This is a genomic window from Stenotrophomonas sp. 14P6.2.3 (genome assembly GCF_057799055.1).
Genome location: NZ_JBYOLA010000001.1, coordinates 83,987 through 102,791, shown reverse-complemented (window position 1 = coordinate 102,791; position 18,805 = coordinate 83,987). Strand labels below are relative to the sequence as shown.

8 protein-coding genes are annotated in these 18,805 nt (G+C 67.0%); 4 read left to right on the top strand and 4 right to left on the bottom strand.

Annotation, left to right across the window (positions count from 1 at the left end):
• Positions 1-5: 5 nt before the first annotated feature.
• Both AC27VL_RS00420 and AC27VL_RS00415 read right to left on the bottom strand, forming a co-directional pair.
• Entirely contained in the window at positions 6-1,790 is a 1,785-nt protein-coding gene (locus tag AC27VL_RS00420; RefSeq protein WP_488765238.1) for a DUF2341 domain-containing protein, read from the bottom strand.
• A 37-nt stretch (positions 1,791-1,827) separates the two neighbouring features.
• Positions 1,828-3,444 (bottom strand): ShlB/FhaC/HecB family hemolysin secretion/activation protein, encoded by a 1,617-nt coding sequence (locus AC27VL_RS00415; protein WP_100552662.1) that lies wholly within the window; start codon positions 3,442-3,444, stop codon positions 1,828-1,830.
• Between the two features lie 201 nt (positions 3,445-3,645).
• Between AC27VL_RS00415 and AC27VL_RS00410 the strand changes: the two genes are divergently transcribed.
• Positions 3,646-3,987, top strand: coding sequence for a hypothetical protein (locus AC27VL_RS00410; protein ID WP_100552663.1), 342 nt, complete (start codon positions 3,646-3,648; stop codon positions 3,985-3,987).
• Positions 3,988-3,994: 7 nt separating this feature from the next.
• Here the strand turns inward: AC27VL_RS00410 and AC27VL_RS00405 are convergent, their stop codons facing one another.
• Positions 3,995-4,453 (bottom strand): general secretion pathway protein, encoded by a 459-nt coding sequence (locus AC27VL_RS00405; RefSeq protein ID WP_100552664.1) that lies wholly within the window; start codon positions 4,451-4,453, stop codon positions 3,995-3,997.
• A gap of 116 nt (positions 4,454-4,569) precedes the next feature.
• On the opposite strand from AC27VL_RS00405, the gene gspH reads away from it, so the two are divergent.
• Genes gspH through AC27VL_RS00390 form a run of 3 tightly spaced genes read left to right on the top strand, consistent with a single transcriptional unit; the run spans position 4,570 to position 5,986 of the window.
• Positions 4,570-5,016 (top strand): type II secretion system minor pseudopilin GspH, encoded by a 447-nt coding sequence (gspH, locus tag AC27VL_RS00400; protein ID WP_488765237.1) that lies wholly within the window; start codon positions 4,570-4,572, stop codon positions 5,014-5,016.
• Complete coding sequence (gene gspI / locus AC27VL_RS00395; protein WP_488765236.1) at positions 5,013-5,375, top strand: type II secretion system minor pseudopilin GspI; 363 nt, start codon at positions 5,013-5,015, stop codon at positions 5,373-5,375. The genes gspH and gspI overlap by 4 nt, the downstream gene beginning before the upstream one ends.
• The gene (locus tag AC27VL_RS00390) at positions 5,372-5,986 is read left to right on the top strand and encodes a prepilin-type N-terminal cleavage/methylation domain-containing protein (protein WP_488765235.1); all 615 of its coding nucleotides are present in this window, start codon (positions 5,372-5,374) and stop codon (positions 5,984-5,986) included. The genes gspI and AC27VL_RS00390 overlap by 4 nt, the downstream gene beginning before the upstream one ends.
• A gap of 259 nt (positions 5,987-6,245) precedes the next feature.
• On the opposite strand, the gene AC27VL_RS00385 is transcribed toward AC27VL_RS00390, so the two are convergent.
• Positions 6,246-18,647 carry a filamentous hemagglutinin family protein gene (locus AC27VL_RS00385; protein WP_488765234.1) on the bottom strand — a complete coding sequence of 4,134 codons (12,402 nt, stop codon included), beginning with the start codon at positions 18,645-18,647 and terminating at the stop codon, positions 6,246-6,248.
• Positions 18,648-18,805 lie beyond the last annotated feature (158 nt).

The window sequence follows — 18,805 nt, the reverse complement described above, 5'->3', positions numbered from 1 at the left end:
GTCCCTCAGCCCTGGACCGCGGCCGGGCCGCGCCCGTCCTGCTCTTCGGCCAGGCGGGCGGCGAACTCGTCGACGAACACCGCCATGTCGGCGCCGATGGCTTCGGCGCGTGCACCCAGCCAGTTGTAGCCGAACAGTGCCGGAATCGCGACGCCCAGGCCGGCGGCCGTGCACAGCAGCGCTGCCGCCATGCCCGGGGCCACCGAATTGATGTCCACCGCACCGGCCATCGCCGCCACCACGAACACCAGCATGATGCCGATCACGGTACCGAACAGACCCACATACGGTGCACCCTCGATGGTGGTCGACAGCCAGTTCATGCGCCGCGCCATCGCCTCCTGTTCGCGCACCATCACCGCGTCCATCGACGCGCGGATGGCGGCGATGGTGGCCGCGCTCAGATAGCCGGAGTTGCCGTCGCGCTGATGGCGCTGCTGCATTTCATCGATGGCCACCTGGTAGATGCGCCACAGCGAGCCGTCGTGCATCGCCGTCGGCACCTTGCCCTGCCGGTCCATCTCGGACAAGGTGCGCAGCGGCACGCCGGAGAGCTTGCTGAAGCTCTCGGTGAACACTGCATTGGCCTTGCTGGTGCGGCCGAAATGACGGCTCTTGGCGATCATGATCGCCCATGACAACAGCATCATCAGGCCGAGGATGGCCACCACCACCCAGGCGTCGAACGGCATCGCCTTGAGGATGAAGGCGAAGTGGCTCTGTCCGGCCGATTGCTCGTCAGCACCGTAGCTGATCAGGCGCGAATCGGCTCCCTGCGCGGTGGCATCGGCCAGCAGCAGCGCCGCCGGGCGCGCCACGCGTGAGATCCGCAGTTCATCCAGCGCACCATCGAAGTTGGCCAGCGGCTGCGTCGCACCCGGTGCATCGGCACCCACCACCGCAGCGGTGGTCAGTGCCGGCAATTCACCACTGAGCTGGGCCACCACGCGACCGTTCAGATACAGCTGCAGCGACCCCTTCTCGGCGGTAAGCGCGAGATGCGCCCACTGTCCTTCCGGGATCGGTTGTGCCGGCGTGCTGCGCTGACCATTGAGCTGCACGAAAGGCACGCGGTTGTCGATGCCCACCACCAGCTCGGCGGTGCCATCGCGCCGGGCGTAGATCGCCTGCGCGGTGGTCTGCGCGCCCGGTTTGATCCAGGCAGAAACGGTGAGCGGCGCGCCCGCTTCCTGTGCCAGCGAAGCGCTGGCCGGCAGCGGCAGCGGACCCGCGCCCAGCTGCACGCCACGCCCGATCACCGTGCTTTCCGCCGCAGGCACCACCGCACCGGCCGTGTTGCCGTAGGCCGTGGTATCACGCGCCGGCGCATTGGCTTCGGCAAAGTGGTAGACCAGCGTGTAGTCCGGATCGAACACCTGCTGGCCATTGCCGCTGGCCGGTGCCTTCGCGTTGCCGTAGTACATCCAGATCGTCTGCGGCGCGGTGGCAGTCAGCGCCGGAACGTCCACCCAGACCAGGGCCAGGCCCAGGTTCGGGTCGAACTGCTCGATCTGATGGGCCAGCACGGTGCGCCCGTCAGCTGAAACGAAGCGCAGGTCGTTGCCACTGTCCTGGGTGCCATCAAAACCGAAATTGCCGGTATGCAGGCGCAGCAGCAGCGGGGTACGTCCGGGATTACCGGCCAACCCTGCGCCCTGTGGGCCGGCGTCGACGGTGATCGGCTTGCGGTACTTCCATTCGGCCTGCCACCAGTTGGCATCGGCCGCGGCGGCGGGCAGCGCGATCAGCGCAGCCAGCAGCAGCAACATTCGGGAAAGCAGACGGTCCATGCAAAAGGTCTCCGGAGAACGCATCTCAAGGGAAGGGTCAGTAGCTGGTGCTGATGTTGAAATGCAGGCGCGGGTCGTCCTTGCGAGTGACCGGGCCATCGGCGTAAGGCCAGGCGTAGTCCAGGCGCAGCTGCAGGTGTTCGCCCAGGCGCAGCTGCGCGCCCAGCCCGACCGACGCCAGGTTGTACTTGTCGCGCTGTTCCGGCAGCGGCTGACGCAGGCGCAGGTAGGCCGCGTCGGCGAAGCTGTACAGGCGCAGGTCGGTACCGCTCCACAGCGACCACGCCGGGGTGCGCCATTCCAGATTGGCCAGGCCACCGTAGTCGCCGATCGCTTCGGCCGAGAGGTAGCCACGCACGGTGTACATGCCACCGGCGGCGAACTGTTCGGCCGAGACCAGCGGCGCATCGGTCGCCTGCAGCGAGCCACGCGCATACCACTGCCAGTCGTTGCCGAAGGTGTGCGTATTGGAGACATCCGCCTTGAACGCTACGAAGCTCGGGTCGGCCCAGTAGCGTTTCTGGCCGAAATCGGTGGCGTTGCTGCCATAGCCGAACAGACGCCGGGTTCCCGCCACCAGCTGCGTGTTGATGCTCAGCTGATCGCTCTCGCCCTGGCGCACGCCGACGAACGCCAGCGTGACCGGCGCGTACTTCAACGGCGTCTTCAGGCTGTCCTTGCCCATCTGCGTGTCTTCTTCGGTGTCCTTGAAGTCCACGCCGAGGCTGAGCTGGCGCCACCACTGGCTGCTGCCGGCCAGGCGGTAGTTGAGCTTGAGACCAATGGAATGACCGTTGCCGATCACGTTGGTGCCGGTGCCGGTGCCGACCTGCCCACCTGCATTCAGTACGCGGCTGTCGGACTTGTAGCCGGACGCTTCCAGGCTCCACGGCGTGCCTTCAAAGGGCATCGTGTACGAGGCCGAAAACACCTTCGCCTGTTTGGTATCTTCCGGTGCAAGGTACACACCGATGTTGGCGCTGTGCCCGCGCTTCCACAGGTTGTCGTGGGCCAGCGATGCACTCAGCCGCAGCTTCTCGGTATCGGCGCTGTGATCGTTGTTGAGCGCCGCACTGGCACGCCAGGGTGACTTCTCTTCCACCTGCAGGTCCACATCCATGGTGCCCGGCACCTTGCCTTCGCGCACCAGCGGAAGCACCTGGCGACGCCCCCCCTCGTTCAGCGCAGTCAGTTCCTTCTGCGCCTGGTCGAAGTCCGGCACCCGCCCCTCAGCCAGCGCCGGTACCCGCTCGCGGATGCGTTCGGGTGAGTCATGACGGGCACCGACCACGCGCAGCTGGCCAATGGGCGTCTGCTGCACCTTCAGCAGCACCACACCCGCATTGACCTGCTGTTCGGGCAGCTCCACATAGACCGATTGGTAGCCGGCCTGCTGATACAGCGCGTTGACTGCATCACGCGCCTTCTCGACATCGGCGAGCGTTTTGCCGGGGCCGAGGAACGGCTCGACCGCGCGTTCGATCTGGCGCGCATCGAGCACGGTGTTGCCGCGCACGATGTACTCGTTGATGTTCACCGTGGGCGCTGGCGCGGCGTCCTGCGCGAGCACTGGAAATGGCAGCGACGCCAGGGCCAGCATCAGAGGATGCAGGGGCAGCGGAAGGCGAGCGGCACGGCACGGAACGGGAGTCATCGAAGGCATCGCGTCGTATCGAAGGGAATGGCCAGGGAGCGGCGCGTGGGTCTACCAACAGGACGTGCAGGCCGCGTCAAAACCGCCAACAGTTTTGTGACAGCACTGTCATCTTTTGACGATGCTGAAACAGGCGCAGGCGGACACTTCGTCTGGCATACGTCTTCATTGCAAAGCGCTTGCTGCCTCAGGAGATTCAACATGCACGCCACCCTGCTTACGCCAGCCCGCCCTGCCCTCTGTGTGGCGTTGGTTCTGGCACTGGCCTCACCCTGGGCGCGGGCCGACCAGGCTGCCAAACAGGCAGATGCAGCGCCATGCATCGAAGTACAGGTCAATGGCGAGCGCATCCCCGCCTGGGACTGCCTGCAACGCAAGCTGGCGCCGGCGGAGAACGCAGCCGCCCGCCCTGCTCTTCCCGAGGCCGAACGCTTGATGCGCAAGCCCGGCAACCAGTTGCTGCAGTACAACCTGGAAGGCACGCGGCAACGCATGGGCGATGCGTTCGGGCGTTCGGTGGTGCCACAGCGCCCAGCGCGCTGAGCCGTGTTCAGTGCCGCCCCAGCGCGGCGGGGACGATGCCATCGGTAGGCATTGGCGGCAATTCGGGCACGGGCAGCGAGCGCGGCTGTCCTGCCTGCTGCAGTTCAATCGCGTTCGCGCTGATTGCTGCCAATACGGTAGATGGACCCAGACGTTGGCCCGGTGCATAGGCCTGGGCAGGCGCGCCATCTACCGACAGCAGCGCCAGCGGCGCGTGTTGCCCGGCCATTACGCCCAGCACGGTCACGTCGGTCTGCACAGCGCCGGGCGAGAGCAGCCGCACCAGCGGTGCGCTCGCAGCGTCGTCGAAGGCCGGGGCAGCGGGTACGGCGACCTGCACCGTGGCGGCGGCAACGCGAACCGGCGCCATGAACAGGGCGATGCTCCAGTATCCCGCCACGGTCAGCAGCAGCATGGCCGCCAGCAGGGTCAACGTGCGATTGCGATCCCAACGCCTGCCGTCCATGTTCCGCACCTTCGCCAGGTTCCTGTGCGGCCACGCTAGCAGCTGACGCTGACGCTTTTGTTTCATCATCCGCGCCTACGCTGGCAGGTATCGGCAGGGACGGGAGGCGATGTCCGATGCAACGCAGACCACGCGGCTTCACCCTGATTGAACTGATGGTGGTACTGGTCATCATCGGCATCTGCACGGCGGGCATCGGTCTTGGCCTTGGCAGCCTGCTCGACCCTGCGCGGCAGCTGCGCCAGGAATCGGAGCGGTTGGCGCAGCGCCTGCAGGTCGCGCGCGATGAAGCACGCATCGATGGTCGGCCGATCCGCTGGCAGGCCAGCGCAGAAGGCTATCGCTTCAGCCGCCGCGACAACGAAGGCTGGGTTGAACTGCGGCGAGATGACCTGCTGCGCCCCCAGCAGTGGCAAACCCACGGCATAAAAGTGCAACCGACAGCCGCCATCGAGTTGAGTCCTGAATGGATCGGCGTGCCGTGGGAACTGGCGTTGTCGCTGGACGGCCGTCGACTGCGTCTTCGTGATGATGGCAGTGGGCAATTGCAGGTCGTGCAGTGAAGCGGAAGCAACACGGATTCACGCTGATCGAGGTGCTGATCGCATTGGCCATCGTGGCCATCGCCTTGGCGGCGGTGATGCGCTCGGTGGCGGTGGCGACCGATGACCAGTCGCGCCTGCGTGACCGTCGGCTGGCCCTGCTGTGCGCGCAGGACCGCTGGCAGGAGCTGCGCCTGGCCGCGCAGCCACCTGGCGATGCACGTCTGCTGTGCCTGCAGGGGCGCACCCGTTTCCTGGTCCAGCAGCACCTGGGCGACGGCGCCGACGGGCAACCGCAGCTGGAGCTGAGCGTGGTGGCCGAAGATGCACCGAAACAATCGCTGGCGCGCCTGCAGCTGCCATGGACGACGGCGCCATGAAACGCGCTGCGGGTGGCTTCACCCTGATCGAAGTGATGATCGCCATCACCATCATGGGCGTGCTGGCGGTGATCTGCTGGCGCGTCCTCGACAGCGTTGCCAGCACCGATCAGCGCCTGCGCCAGGCCGATGCCGAGACGAGTACGGCGATGCGGGTGCTGCAGCAGTTCCAGCGCGATATCGAGATGCGGGCCGACGATGCGCTGATGAACGGCGCGGTGCGACCGGCCGATCAGCCTGCGCGGCTGCTGCCGCCGTCGTTGACCAGTGAGCGCCATCCCGATGGTGGCTTTACCCTGGAGATCACCCGCAGCGTCGGCAGTGATGGGCTGCAGTGGCAGCGCGTTCGCTGGTGGCGGCAAGGCAGCACGTTGTGGCGTGCCAGCGGTGCGCCGTCCGATCATTATCCGCTGCCTGCGCCTGAGCCGACGCGCGGGTTGATGGTGGCGCGTGATGTGCAGCGCTTCGAAGTGCGGGCATGGCAGCCTGGGGTTGGTTGGGCGATGCTGCCGAGCCAGGGGGAGGTACTGCCGGCGACCGGTCTGGAATTGCGGTTGGGGTTGCGTGATGGACGCGGGCCGTTGAGTTACCGGCGGGTGTTGGCGCTCTGAGAGGAGCATCCACGCATGGCGTGGATCTACTGGGCTGCATCCACGCATGGCGTGGATCTACTGCCCCGGTCGCCGGGCGCTGTCCCGCGCCCGGCGACGCCGTGTCGGTGGTCCTCACCGCTGATGGCTGCTCCCTGCCCTCGGTGCCGTCCTGGCTGGGGCCGCCACCGTTCCCTGGCAGCTGGCCCGATCCTCTGGTCTGCGCGTGGTGGGTGCGGACCGTGGTCCGCACCGTTCCTCATCCACGCATGGCGTGGATCTACTGGGTCGGCTGCTTGCCTGCGTCTGCCCGGGCCTGCGGAAACTGGAAGGCGCTGTTGACGTCGTAGCCCGTGGCGGCTGCCGTGTTTCCGCGTGTTGGCGGGTCGATGCTGCTGCTGGAACTGCCGAAGCCGAGAATCTGCACGCTGATCACCGACGGCTGGTTGCGTCGCGCATCGTCCTGGCTCTTGCGCATCACGTCCTGTGCGGCCTGGCTGGCACTGTTGGCCGCAGCGCTGGCCGACGCCAGCGCGTTGACGTTCACCGAGGCCAGTACCGGCAGGCCCTTGCTGTCGCCCTGCACCTGGATGTTGGCGGCGTTGAGCACCTGCAGTGCCGCCAGGTTGATGTTGCCCGACACACGGATACCCGCCTCGCCTGCATCGATGGTGCCCAGCGGAGCGATCAGGTCGACGTCGCCCGGCGCCACTTCGGCGATCGGGTTCAGCGTTGCGATGCCGGCGCCGCTGGCAGGGGCCTGCGGCGACAGGATCACGTTGCCCCAGGTGTCGTAGACCCGGCGCGGCGGGGTGTACAGCAGCGTGGTCTGCGAGCCGCGGCCGGCATTGATGTCGCCCTGCTCGGACCACGCCAGGATGTCACCACCAAAGGTGGTCATCACCCGCGACAGGCCCAGCAGCACGCTGTCCTGGCTGAACAGACGGATGTCGCCCTGGCCCTGGGTGACCAGGCCCGCGCTGGCCGGAGGCACCGCGCCCTGCACGCCCACCACGATCTGCCCGCCCGGTGCCATCAGCTCGATGTTGCCGCCCGCTTCGGTGCGCACGCCGGAACCGCCGTACATCACGATATCGCCAGTACGGTTGATGGTTGCGCCATTGGCATCCTTGTCCGGCATCAGCGTGGCGATCGCTTCGCGCCCGCGCAGGTAGGAACCGAAACGCGGCCCTTCTGCATTGGTGTACTCACGACCACCTTCGCGCAGTTCAGCGTAGTAGACTTGGCGCAGGAAGATGCGCTGCTGCTCCTTCGGCAATGCGTCGAACACGGCCAGCGCCTCGGCGCCGTCGGCAGCCCTGCCGAAGCGCTGCTGCAGCCACTGCTTCAGTTCCTTGTCGTAGATCTTCACCGCCTTGCCAGGCTGCGCCGCCAGCGACTGCGCCGGATCGGCCAGGTTGGCGCTGTCCAGGTAGCGCGCGCGCAGTGCATCGAAGTCTATGCCTTGATTGCCAGCCGTCACGGCAATGCTCGCGCCCGGGCGAGTGTCACCCTGAACGACGCCTCCCAGACTGACGATGCTTCCGGCCTCTTCCTGGCGCAGCTGGCGGCCGGCATTCACCTCGACATTGCCGGGGCCGGCCACCGTCAGGTTGCTGCGGATGATGTCCCGCCCAGCGTCGATCCCGCTGATATCGGTACCGCTGGTGTTGAGCGCGGTGACATTCGCGTTGATCACATCGCGACCCGCGCGCAGTTGTACCGCCGATCCCGCTTCATACCAGTCAAACAGGGTCCGGTTCGCGATACCGGTGTTCTGCATCAGCTGTCGGCGGCCACCACTGCCCAACCCGATGATGTCACCGGCAACGGCATAGAAGCGACTTGGCGAAGTGGGGTGGGATGTCAGCGCACCGGTGGTCGGGGTACTGGGGCCGAACGCGAACAATGGCAGGATCGCCGCCGGATCGGCCCCCTGCACCCCATCGTCGGAGAGATTGTGGCTGACCCGGATTCGGCTGACGCCCCGCTGGGCCATGAATGCAGGATCAAGGGGACCAGGGAGGCGGGCATCACTACCGGAACGTGCAATGCCCGTGGCATCGATCGCGGCAAAGATCGAGCCCCCGGCCAGAACCTCGAGCTGGCCGCTGGCCGAAGGCGCGAGCAGGATCACATCGCCCGTGTTCGCGCCCGGTCCGAGGCCTCGAAGCGAGGCACTGATGATGTCACCACTCGCTGCCACCGCGCTGAACCTGGACGGATACAGCCAGTAATTGATGTTGGGGGGAACGGATCGATCCTGCAGCACGACGCCTTCAGCGAACATGTTGCTACCGGTTGCATGCAGACTTCCGGCCAGGCTTGGTGCGAGATTTCCGCCTGCCGAGAACAGGTCCAGTGCAGTGCCTCGGGTCCAGAGCGAGAACCACGTAGTGCCAGCTGCATGCTGGCCATCACTCAGAACCACGTCGTTGTAGTTGGACGTCGGTACACGCCCCACATCTGCGGCGCCACCAAGAACAATGTCGCCACGGGCCTGCAGGCGGGCGGTGGAATCACCCAGGATGAGCACCGGCCCCGCCATCGCCACGGGTGCGTCGGCCACGAACGGATTCTTCAGGCCCAACGTTCCGTAGCTGCTTTGTACCGCGCTGAGACCGCCGATGCGCGCCGCCTGCAGCAGTGTACTGCCCCGCAGATTGGTCACGGCGCCATTGAGATCCAGATCCTGCAGGAAACCTTCGGGCTGCTGCGCGCTCGCACGCAGGCCCGGGTTGAGCGCACCGCCGCTTCGCAGCGTCAGGTCTCCGCCCCCCGTCAGATGCAGTTCACCGTTGCTGACGCGTCCGGTCGACCCGACCGCAGCGACGATGGCGCTGGAATGGGGCGCAGTCAACAATCCCAGGGCATTGCCCATCGAAGCGATCACCCCCGAGTGGCGGCCTGCTTCCAGGGACAGATTGCCCCCTCCCAATGTGCCGAAGCCAGTGAAGCCGACCATGCGGGGCGTCGCGTCCTGCTCGGCGCCGACGGTGCTGTAGGTGCCGAAGTTGATCCACCAGCTGGTTGCTGTGGTCTGGACACCCTCTGTCGTGCCCGAACCCTGCCGCCACAACCAGTTTCCCACCGCAGCACTTGAATGCCCCGCTTGGTCGCGCTGCACGGTGCCCGATTCGGACCGGCCCGTCCAGACATCGCCGATGATGTCTCGCCCCGCGTCGACCCTGACATCGCCACCATGATCTGGATACCAGGCACGGTAGTTGACCAGCGCCGCATCATAGCTGCCCGAGACTTGATTCTTGCCCAGCAGCGAGGTCTGCCAGGGCGCAGCCGCACGCGCCGGGTTGAACTGCGCGTCGTAGCCATCGCCCAACGACGTCGGCGCACCTGCGGTATACACACCGAAGCCGGACTTCATGCGCACGTCCTGGGCGGCCAGCAGCGTCAAGTCACCCTTGCCCGTTCGCAGCACGCTCCAGGCAGGGGCGCCCAAACGCTTGCCGTAAGTGGTCACTTCGGTCAACGTGCCGCCGCCGTAGCAATAGCCCATCGTCGCGCAGACCTCTTCTTCGGACATGCCCAGTTCGACACCCAGTTCCGATGCCGGCTTGCCGACCCACGACTCATCGCCCCACCACTGCAAGGACCCTTCCTTGTCCACCAGGCGCGGTGCCGCAATGCAGTAGGGGCCGTCGCTGCAGACCGATTCTTCCAGCACCCCCAGAAGCTCGGCGACTTCCTTGGGCGACTTGCCGACCAGGCTGTCATCTCCCCACCAGAACAGTGACCCTTCCAGGTTGAGGAGACGATCCCCTTTCCATTCCGTCGTCGTGGTCACCGTGCCGATGGTGCTGTAGTGGCTGTCCGCCAGCACGATGCTGCCCTCGCTGCCCCAGCGGCGGGTGCGCGGGTCGGCGGCGGTGGTATCCGCACCCGCCACCGCAGTCAGATCCCAGGACGTCGTGCCTTCAGGCAGCATAGCCGCCAGCGCCCAGTTGCGTCCCTGCCGACCGCTGGCATCCGCGGTCCGCAGCTTTACCGGCGCGTCGCCGGCAAGCTCCACCTTGGTCATCGAGGGAATGATCGCACCGGCATGCAGATCCAGTGCGCCGGAGAGTTTCATTGCCATGGGCAGGGCGACACCGGCCGGCCACACCTGTGCGGCCACCGGCGCTGGCGTGCGCAGGCGGAAGCCGGCACCCAGACGGGAGCCGGACTGCAATGCCAGCGCCCGTGCCAGCACGGTACCGGCCGCCATCACCTGCCCGCTGCCTGTCGTTACTGCCGCGCCCAGCACAGTACCGGCCGGCAGCAGCAGCGGCCCGGACAACACCATTTCCACCGGCAGCACGGTTCCCGCCGGCAAGGTCACGCCCTCGAATGGCAATGCATAGTTCAGCGTGGCGCCGGCGCGGAACTCGGTGCCGCGCTGCAGCTGGACACCCTCGCCGGGCACGATCAGGTCGCCGCCGAACGCGGTGTTGGGCGTACCGCTACTGCGCCCCTCCAGCAGCACCCAGCCGTCCTCATCGGGATTGGCCGGCGGCGGCGCAAAGCCGTCATTGATGCTGCCGTAGACATTGATATCGCCCTCGGCACGCAGCACCAGCGCGGCCGATTCACCGAAACCGCGGCGCGCAGGATCGAGCCGGTTCGACTGCGGTCCGTAGCGATAGCCGGACAGATCGATATCGCCGGCCACCACCAGATCGCCACGCGGGTTGTCACTGCTGGTCCGCGCCACGATCTGCACACCCGGGCGCAGGCGGTAGCTCCCCAAGGCCGCAGTGCGCTGCTGCAGGCCGGTGTTGGCCAGCGCGCCGTTCATCCAGACGCTGTTGTCCGGGTCCACCACCGTATCCAGCCAGCGCTGGTTGATCACCTGCGGGCGATGGCCATGCACATCCGGCGCGCTGGCCAGCGGTGCCGAGTCATAGATGCGCACTGCGTTGACCTGGATATCGCCGGCACCGACGATGCGGATGCCGTTGGCCACGTCGATGGCAGCATCATCGGTGCCCACGCGCGGCACATTGAGCTTGACGCTGCCGCGTGCACGTCCATCGTTCTGCCCCGCAGCGGTACCGGCCGGCACCGAGGTGCCCGCACGCAGATCCAACGCCGACGCCCCCCCAAGCTGCAGGCCTCCACTGGCCGACGTCAGCTCGATCGTCGCTCGGTTCGGGCTGTCGATGATCTTGCCGTAGCTGTCCACGCGCAGGGCGCTGCCGTGGGCATCCAGCGCTCCATCCACGCGCAGCACATCGCGTGCCGACAGGCGGATGCTGCCGACCTGTTCGCCGCTGGCATCGATGCGGCCGTTGACCTGCAGGCTGCCACCATCAAGGCTGATATCGACGTGGCGAGCCTTCACTTCATTACCGATCACCAGGTCACCTTCGCTCAACTGGAAGGTACGGCCACCCGTAATGCCGCCGCTCGTCAGCCGTGTGTTGAGCCCGGCAAAGTCCTGCAGTTGGCGTGCACGCAACACCAGTTCAGCGCCGTCGTAGGGCACCTCGGTGCCGCCGGCATCGTAGCGCCCGCTTGCACCGCCCAGCAGTGTTCCGGCCAGCGCCACGCGGCCCCCCTGCTTGCCCAGTGCCTGCACCGTCAAACGACCGCCACGGTTGTTGCGTGCCGATACGTCGATGCGCGAAGCCGCATCGGCGCTGATATCGCCCTCGCTGGATGACAACGTGACATCGCCACCCCAGCTGTATTTGTCCACGTCATACAGGCTGACCTTGCGGCCGGCCAGGTCCAGCACGGCGCTGCCGCCCAACGAAATTCCCTCGCGTGCATAGGCATCGAACCGGCCGGAGGCCAGCGCCACCCGGCTGTCGATCGCGATGCGATCGGCCTTGATCGACAGTTCCGCCCCCAGCGCGTCATTGCCTGCGGTGGCGCCTGCGCCGCGCAGCTGCACGTTGCCGCCACTGCGTATCGCCAGTTGCGCGCCCGCATCGCCTGTCAGCAGCGGCGTGACGATATCCAGCGCGCCTCCCGTCAGCTGCCAGCCGCTGCCAGCCACGTAGTCGCCTTGCTGCTGGAAAACATCGAGACTGCCTTTGCCCGAGAACAGCATCCGCTCGGACGCTGCCAGCGTGACCCCGGCAAAGCCGAGGACCTGGCGATCGGCGGCCACCGACGAATTGGGCCGGGTGAACGGCGCTCGCCCCAACTGCAGCGTGCGCGTGTTGATCTCCAGCTGGCCACTGCCGAGACGACCGACCATCGCCTCCCCGCCTGGCTGTGCCTGTTCGCCGCCCGGCAACGTCGTGCCCGCCAGCGTGCCGTCCCAGACCAGCGTATCGGCAGTGATGCGCGCGCGGTCCGTGGTGGCACCGTAGCCATGGATGGCCGGTGCACCCAGTACCAGGCTGCGCAGGCTGCTGCGCCCGGTCGCGCTGTCACGGGTATCCAGGTCAACGCTGCCGAACACATTGATCGCATCACGCGCGGTCAGGCTCAGTGCTTCCAGCGCAGGCGCGCCAGACGCAGTATTGCCGCGCAGCAGCCGCTGCAGGACATCCTGGTTCATGGTCATGCCGGCCGGCAATCCGCCCGTCGCCATTGCCGCTGCAATGGCCTCGGCACTGCCCAGGTTGAGCGCGGACATGCCCAGTCCCAGCTGACGGGTGCCATAGCTCACCGCATCACCGATGTTCAAGGCGCCGTCGGTGACCACATTGATGCTGCCAGCAGACAGCAAACGGGTCTGCCCACTGCAGCCCGCCGCACAGCCACCAATATCGATCGCCACCGCCCCTGCCGCCGAACCGCCCTGTGCGCTCAGCGCCGTCAGGCGCTGGTTGGACACCGCCAGCAATCCACCCGTGACCAGGTAGGGCGCCGTGGCCTGGTCCACGCGCGAGGGATCGGCCTGGGACAGGGTGTCGATCGAGGCGCCCTGCTCCAGAAGGATGCCCTTGCCGCCGAAGGCAGCCGCGAGCAGCACCTCCTGCGCCAGCAGATTGACGCCGCTGCGCACGGCCAGGCGCGTTGCGTTGCCTTCCACCGTGCTGGTGGTCGCATCGCGGCGGAACGTTCCGCCGATCAACAAGGTTGCCGGGCGCAACGCATTGAGCGCTGCGTCGAAGACGGTGGCACCGCGTTCGGTGCTGGGCGCGCCGCGCCCGTCGCCGACGATCTCGAGCAAGGCATCCTGCGGGGCAAGGAGGTTGACCGAGAGAATGCCGCCGCGCCCCTGTGCACTGCCTGGATTGAAGCGCGACAGTCCAGCAAAGGTGACGGCCGGCGTGCCCATGCGACCCGCGCCATCGCCGAGCATCAGGCTGAGGTTGCCGGCATCTACGGGTCGCCAGCGCAGCGCTTCACCGCGACGTTCAGCCACGCCCTGCACGAATGTGCCGTAGGATGTTTCGTTGTAACTGGCATGGCGCCGTACGGTCTCCGCAGGCGTCAGCAGCAGATCGGTGAGCAGCGGCGAGACCGAACCACCGAAGCCTTGGCCCTGATGCCCGCTGAGCCGCCAGGAACCGGTACCGGTCGACACCGGCTGGCCACTGCCGATCGCGTTCTCCGCGCCGATCTCGACGCGGAACGCGCCGGGCTGCAGGGCGTAGCTGGCTGGCAGCAGCGTGTAGGTGCCGGCCGGCAGCCCCGGTACGCCTGCGGGTATGGTGATCTGTTGACCCACACGCGGGTTGGCGCTGCCGTCTGCTGTCGCCAGCGGAGCCTGCACGTCCGATCGCCCCGGCACGATGGCGTAGACCGCATTGCCAGCGTGACTGAAGCCATAGCGCGGATTCGCATCCGCCAACGTGTGTCGCAGGATATCGACCGAGCCGCCGCGCCCGGCCACGAAGGCAGCGCCGGACAACTCACCTCCGCCGGAAACATCCACGACGCTGCCTGTGGCGCCGTTGAACGCATTGGCCACGATGTCCACACCAATCGGGATATTGACCGATCCGGGGTCAAGCATATTGAATTCGGCACCTGCCTTTCGCCAGGTCACACCGTCCACCGTGCCGCCGAATGGCAGCGTCAGGCCAGCGCCACTAATGGAGGTCACGCTGCCGGCAAGCAGATCGACACGACTGGCGCGATCCGAGTTGAATTCTTGGCCGCCCAGCTGCACACGGCCCCATGGCGCCTGCACATTGCCGCCCTGCACCACCGTCGCCGCCACCAGTTCCAGGCTGCCGAACGCAGAATCCGGTGCCGGTCGCGCACCGCCCGCAACACCATGGATGCGCAGTACGGCCTCTGGATTTTCCCAGGACGGCAATCCAGAAGGGCCGATGGTCGGAACGCCTGCAACGATGCGACCCTTGGCCTGGGCCGCCGGATACAGGCGCGCGGCGCTGATATCGATCGACCCCGGGCCTGCAAGGGTGGATTCCTGCGAACTGCTGGCGACCGGGGCCAGCATGCGTATGTCGCCGCTGCTGCGCAGGTGGACGTGATCGAAGCCGGCCAGCCAGGTGACATCGCGCAGGTCGATCAGGTCGGCGGTGACATCGAAACGATGTTGCTTGCCCGCGTCGAACGATGCCTCCAGCGGACGCAGCGTGCCTTCGCCGGCCGGCTGCCACCAACGCCCCTGCGCAAGGCGGACGTAGGGCGCACTCAGCTGCAGGCGGCTGCCCTCGCTGTTGCCCGGTGCGAATCCCAGGGAACGCTCGTTCACGCCGTGGATCCGCAGGCTCTGGTCCATGCGTAGATTGACGTCACCCTGCGCCCGGACATCACCGAACAACGAGAGATGATCGAAGCCGCCCGCCGTGATCTGCTGGACCGACAGCGCGGCGTGACCGTACTCGAGGCGCGCGGGCAGCACCTCCGTCTGCCGCGTGTTCTGGGTGAGCGAAATCAGCCGTGGCGCCAGCACCTCGGAATCTTTTGCCGTGCTGCCATAGGTGCCGCCACCAAAGGCGACGCCCAACGTGCCGCCACGCGCCTGGTCACCACCTGCCGCCGCATCAAGCGCACCGTGCAGATACAGCGCATTGGCCGCACGCAGCACGATGCTGCCGCCGTCACTGTCCACCCGGGTGCGCCCGCTGCCGTCGATATCGAGCAGTGCCGATGCTCCCGAGGCATCCAGCCGCGCCCCGCGCTCGACCACCACGAAGGTGTCCGGCGGCAGGTGGCGCACGTTGTCCTGGTCCTCCCAGTCCAGTGCACCGCCGATCTCGATCGTCCCGCCCTTGCGTACCTGCCCACGCAGCTGCCCGCGCGCATCGGCGGCGGAAGCTGCATCGCCGCTCACATCCAGCAGCGCCCCGTCGGCGATCGTCCAGCGGCGTTCGCGGCGTCCGTCGGCGCGCACCGTCGATGGATCGAAGGCTTCATCCAGACGGATGCGACCGCCCGCCGCCTTCAGCGTGCCCGCCACATTGATGTCGCCGGAACTGAACAATTCGATCGACTGCCCTGGGTCGACGTTGAGCACGGCATTGCTGCCGATGTGCAGGTCACCGGCCGACAGCAGATGCCCGGCGCGCAGCGTCAGGCTCGCACCCGCGCGCTGGCTGACGCGACCGCTGGCAGGATCCACCATGTACAACAAGGGTGACCATGCCTGCAGACCCTGCTCACGGCTCGAGGCACTCTGCGCACCCTCGGCCAGGCGCAGGACCGGTTGTTCCACATTCAACTGCACGCCGTCTTCAACGGTCAGCCCGTTGTAGCCACCGATGTCGTAGCGGGAAAAGCCGCTGCTGAACAGCGGTGCCTGCAACCGCAGCGCTTCCGACGTCGGCGCTTCACCACCAATGGCGACCCTGCCCCCGGTCGCAAGGGTGAAGGCGCCGCTGCCGCTGCCGAGCGCACTGAAGCGGACGCCATCGCTGATACGCAGCCGACCACTGCCATCGGTGGCGACATCGGTGCTGGCCGCCAACAGGCTGACGCTGCCGCCCTTGCCTACCCGGCCCTTGCCCTTTGCATCGATGCTGCCACCCGCATCCACCGAAATACGTGCGCCCTCAGCCACGGTGATGTCATGGCTGACATTGATGCGCAGCTGTCCACCGTCAATCCAAGCCTGCGTGGCGCCGCCATCCGACACGGCAAAGGGATTGCTCCAACCACCAGCAAGATCAAACCCTGCACCAGAAGCAACATCGACCGCGCCACGCCCGGCGGACAGCAACGCGGTGGGCCGACCGAGCACCGGAAGCAGGTTGCCCGCCTCCACCTGCCCACCCGCGATCTGCACGGTGCCGCCGAAGCTGACCCGGCTACCGGTGAGAGCAAGCTGCCCGCCCTCCTGCAGCCTGAGCGTGCCATCCAGTTCAACACGTCCCGCCGTGGCGATGTCGACGCGGCCCCAGCGCTGTGCGCTCAGGACATTGCTGTCCAGCGACACCGTGCTGCGCTGTGACTCTTCCACCGGCGCCTGCAGCGACCAGGGGCGGGCGTCGGCGGCGATCTCGCCAATCCGCACGTGCGAGTCGTACACCGCATTGCGCCCGGTGTTGTCGTAGCGGCCCAGCCAGAGTTGAGCGTTGCGGGCAGCGGCCGTCTGCGCCTGCGCGTATCCATCCTGCCCCTGATCGGGTCGCCGTGTCTGTTGCAGCCCTTGGAAGGCGGCCGTGTCCACCTGCCCCTGCAGAACGGCGGTAGGCGCCGAGATCAGCAACCGACCCGCATCGCGCCCCACGGTGTAGCCATTGTCGTAGCGTTGCGCCGGTGCCACCAGCGGATTGCGGAACGATTCGGTGACGCCCCAGCGCTCCTGCTTCACCTCAAAGCCCCGGTACAGGCCGTCGTACAGCATCTCTGCCGGGGCATCATCAAGACGGTACAGCTGGCCATCGCGGCCACGCAGCCAGCTTTGCTGGACCACGCCGGACTGCACATCAAGGCTGCCACCTGCCAGATTGATACGCGAACCGGCGTGGCTGACGACTTCCTTGCCAGCCAGCTGGACGGTGCCACCCTGCGCGGCCCATTCGCCTATCGAATGTCCCTGGTTGTCGAGGTAGCCACTCACTTCCAGCAAGCCGCCACCGGCATACCAGCGAGTGCCTTCATAGCCCCCTGTCCCCGCAGCCACCTCGGTCAACTGGCGACGGTCGATCCACACCTCGCTGCTGATCAGCTTGCCGCTGTCACGGTTGTCGGGCGAATCGCGCAGTTCGTTGCCCTGCACCTTCACCTTGACGTTGTTCCTCTCCATCGCCACCTGCACGCCGACCGCACCGGCCACGTCCACGCGGGCGCCGTCGTCCAGATAGCTGCGGCGGCCCGCATCGGAAATCACCTGACCACCGGTCGCCACCGCCAGCGAGCCAGCCTGGAAGTTCACGTCGCCGCCGGAGACGATCTCGATGCGCGATTGCTCGCGTCGATCCTGCAGGCGCGAGAGGTTGTCGAAGGTGCCGCTGTTGCTGGCCCCGCGCAGCTTGTCCTGTTCACCGGACTCCTTGATGAGCGCATCACGCTGGCTGTCCAGCGCAGTGGTCTTGCCGTCATCTTCGATCAGCACCGCCGTCGTCGAACCCGTGGCCAGAGTCACGCTGCCCTTGCTGTCGGAGGACGAACTCAGCAGATGCACGGTACCGCGCTGGTTCAGCGTCGTGGTGGCAACCGCTACACCGGTCTGTTCGACCGTGCGGCCGGCAAGAGTGACGTCGCCCTCGCGCGCTTGGATCAGACCGCTGTTGCGAACGCTGCCGGCCGTGCTGTCGGTGACGAAGCGCGGCGCGATCTCATTGCCCCGGGTGGTCGAAGCCGTGTTCTGCGCCGTGCCCACGCCGCGACGGATCACGAAGCTGTCACCGGCCGCCAGCTGGGCCTGGCCCTTGCGCGTCTCGATCTGGCCCGCGTTTTCCACGCTGTGGCCGGCCAGCAGCACATAGCCACCGCCACGCGTTGCGCTGGTTGGTTCATGGGTGGTGATGCGCGCGCCACGTTCAACCATGACCTTGCCCACCGCATCGGTGAGCGCAGACGTATTCGCGTCGGCGCTGTACAGGCCGTTGTCACGGAACTGCGCGTCGCTGATCCGTGCTGCGGCGGCGACCAGGTTGCGGACGTTGACCTGGCTGTTGTTGCCGAACACCACGCCGTTGCGGTTGGCAACGAACACCGTGCCGTTGGCCTTCAGCTGGCCCAGGATCTGGCTGGGCCGTGCGTTGGGGTCGTTGACCCGGTTCAACACCGCCCAGTCCGGGTTCTGCAGGAAATTGAGGGTGGTGTTGCCACCGATGTTGAAGGTTTCCCAGTTCAGGATCGCCTGGTCAGCGGTCTGCTCGATGCTGACCTGCACCCGGCCGTCGGCGCCCTGCGACTGGATCGCTTCGCGGGCATTGATCCAGCCACGGGTCAGCGGATTCTCGTCCACCTTCAGGCCATCCTTGCCCAGCCCATCGGCCACCACGAAGCCCGCCTCGCGTCGCGCCTGCCTGGCCTGCTCCTGCATGCGCTGCTGCAATGCGATGGCCTGCGCGGCCGTGCCGAGGTTGTCGATCGACTGCTGCAGCTTCTGTCGCGCCGCATCCTGCTGCTGTGCAGGCAGCTGGAACTGGATAGGCACGCCATTGGGCATGCGGCCACTCTGCGCTGCCGCGCCCTGGGCGGCGCCGCGGTCGGCGAACCAGCCGGGGCTGAACGCCTGCTGCGCCTGGCTGGCAGGAGCAACCACGGTGCCCAGCGCCACGGCCACGGCCCAGGCCATCGGGTGGCTGCGCCACAGGGAGGCGGAGAAACGGGCAGCGGGCGAATGCGGGTGCGACATCGGGGACCTCGTCAACCTGATGGGCCGCGTTGGCGGCGGCGAGTACGAAGGGGGCCTGCGCTACGCATGCCCTGCACCTGATAGACGGTGGCCGCGGCGTGAAGACGACAGTTCAGCGCGGATGCGGTGCCACCACGAAAGAAAGCGCCGGCATTTCG

What these genes read in the sequence shown, in the direction of transcription:
- AC27VL_RS00420 (WP_488765238.1), bottom strand. Translation starts at nt 1,790, where the DNA reads ATGGACCGTCTGCTTTCCCGAATGTTGCTGCTGCTGGCTGCGCTGATC.
- AC27VL_RS00415 (WP_100552662.1), bottom strand. Translation starts at nt 3,444, where the DNA reads ATGACTCCCGTTCCGTGCCGTGCCGCTCGCCTTCCGCTGCCCCTGCAT.
- AC27VL_RS00410 (WP_100552663.1), top strand. Translation starts at nt 3,646, where the DNA reads ATGCACGCCACCCTGCTTACGCCAGCCCGCCCTGCCCTCTGTGTGGCG.
- AC27VL_RS00405 (WP_100552664.1), bottom strand. Translation starts at nt 4,453, where the DNA reads ATGGACGGCAGGCGTTGGGATCGCAATCGCACGTTGACCCTGCTGGCG.
- gspH (WP_488765237.1), top strand. Translation starts at nt 4,570, where the DNA reads ATGCAACGCAGACCACGCGGCTTCACCCTGATTGAACTGATGGTGGTA.
- AC27VL_RS00390 (WP_488765235.1), top strand. Translation starts at nt 5,372, where the DNA reads ATGAAACGCGCTGCGGGTGGCTTCACCCTGATCGAAGTGATGATCGCC.
- AC27VL_RS00385 (WP_488765234.1), bottom strand. Translation starts at nt 18,647, where the DNA reads ATGTCGCACCCGCATTCGCCCGCTGCCCGTTTCTCCGCCTCCCTGTGG.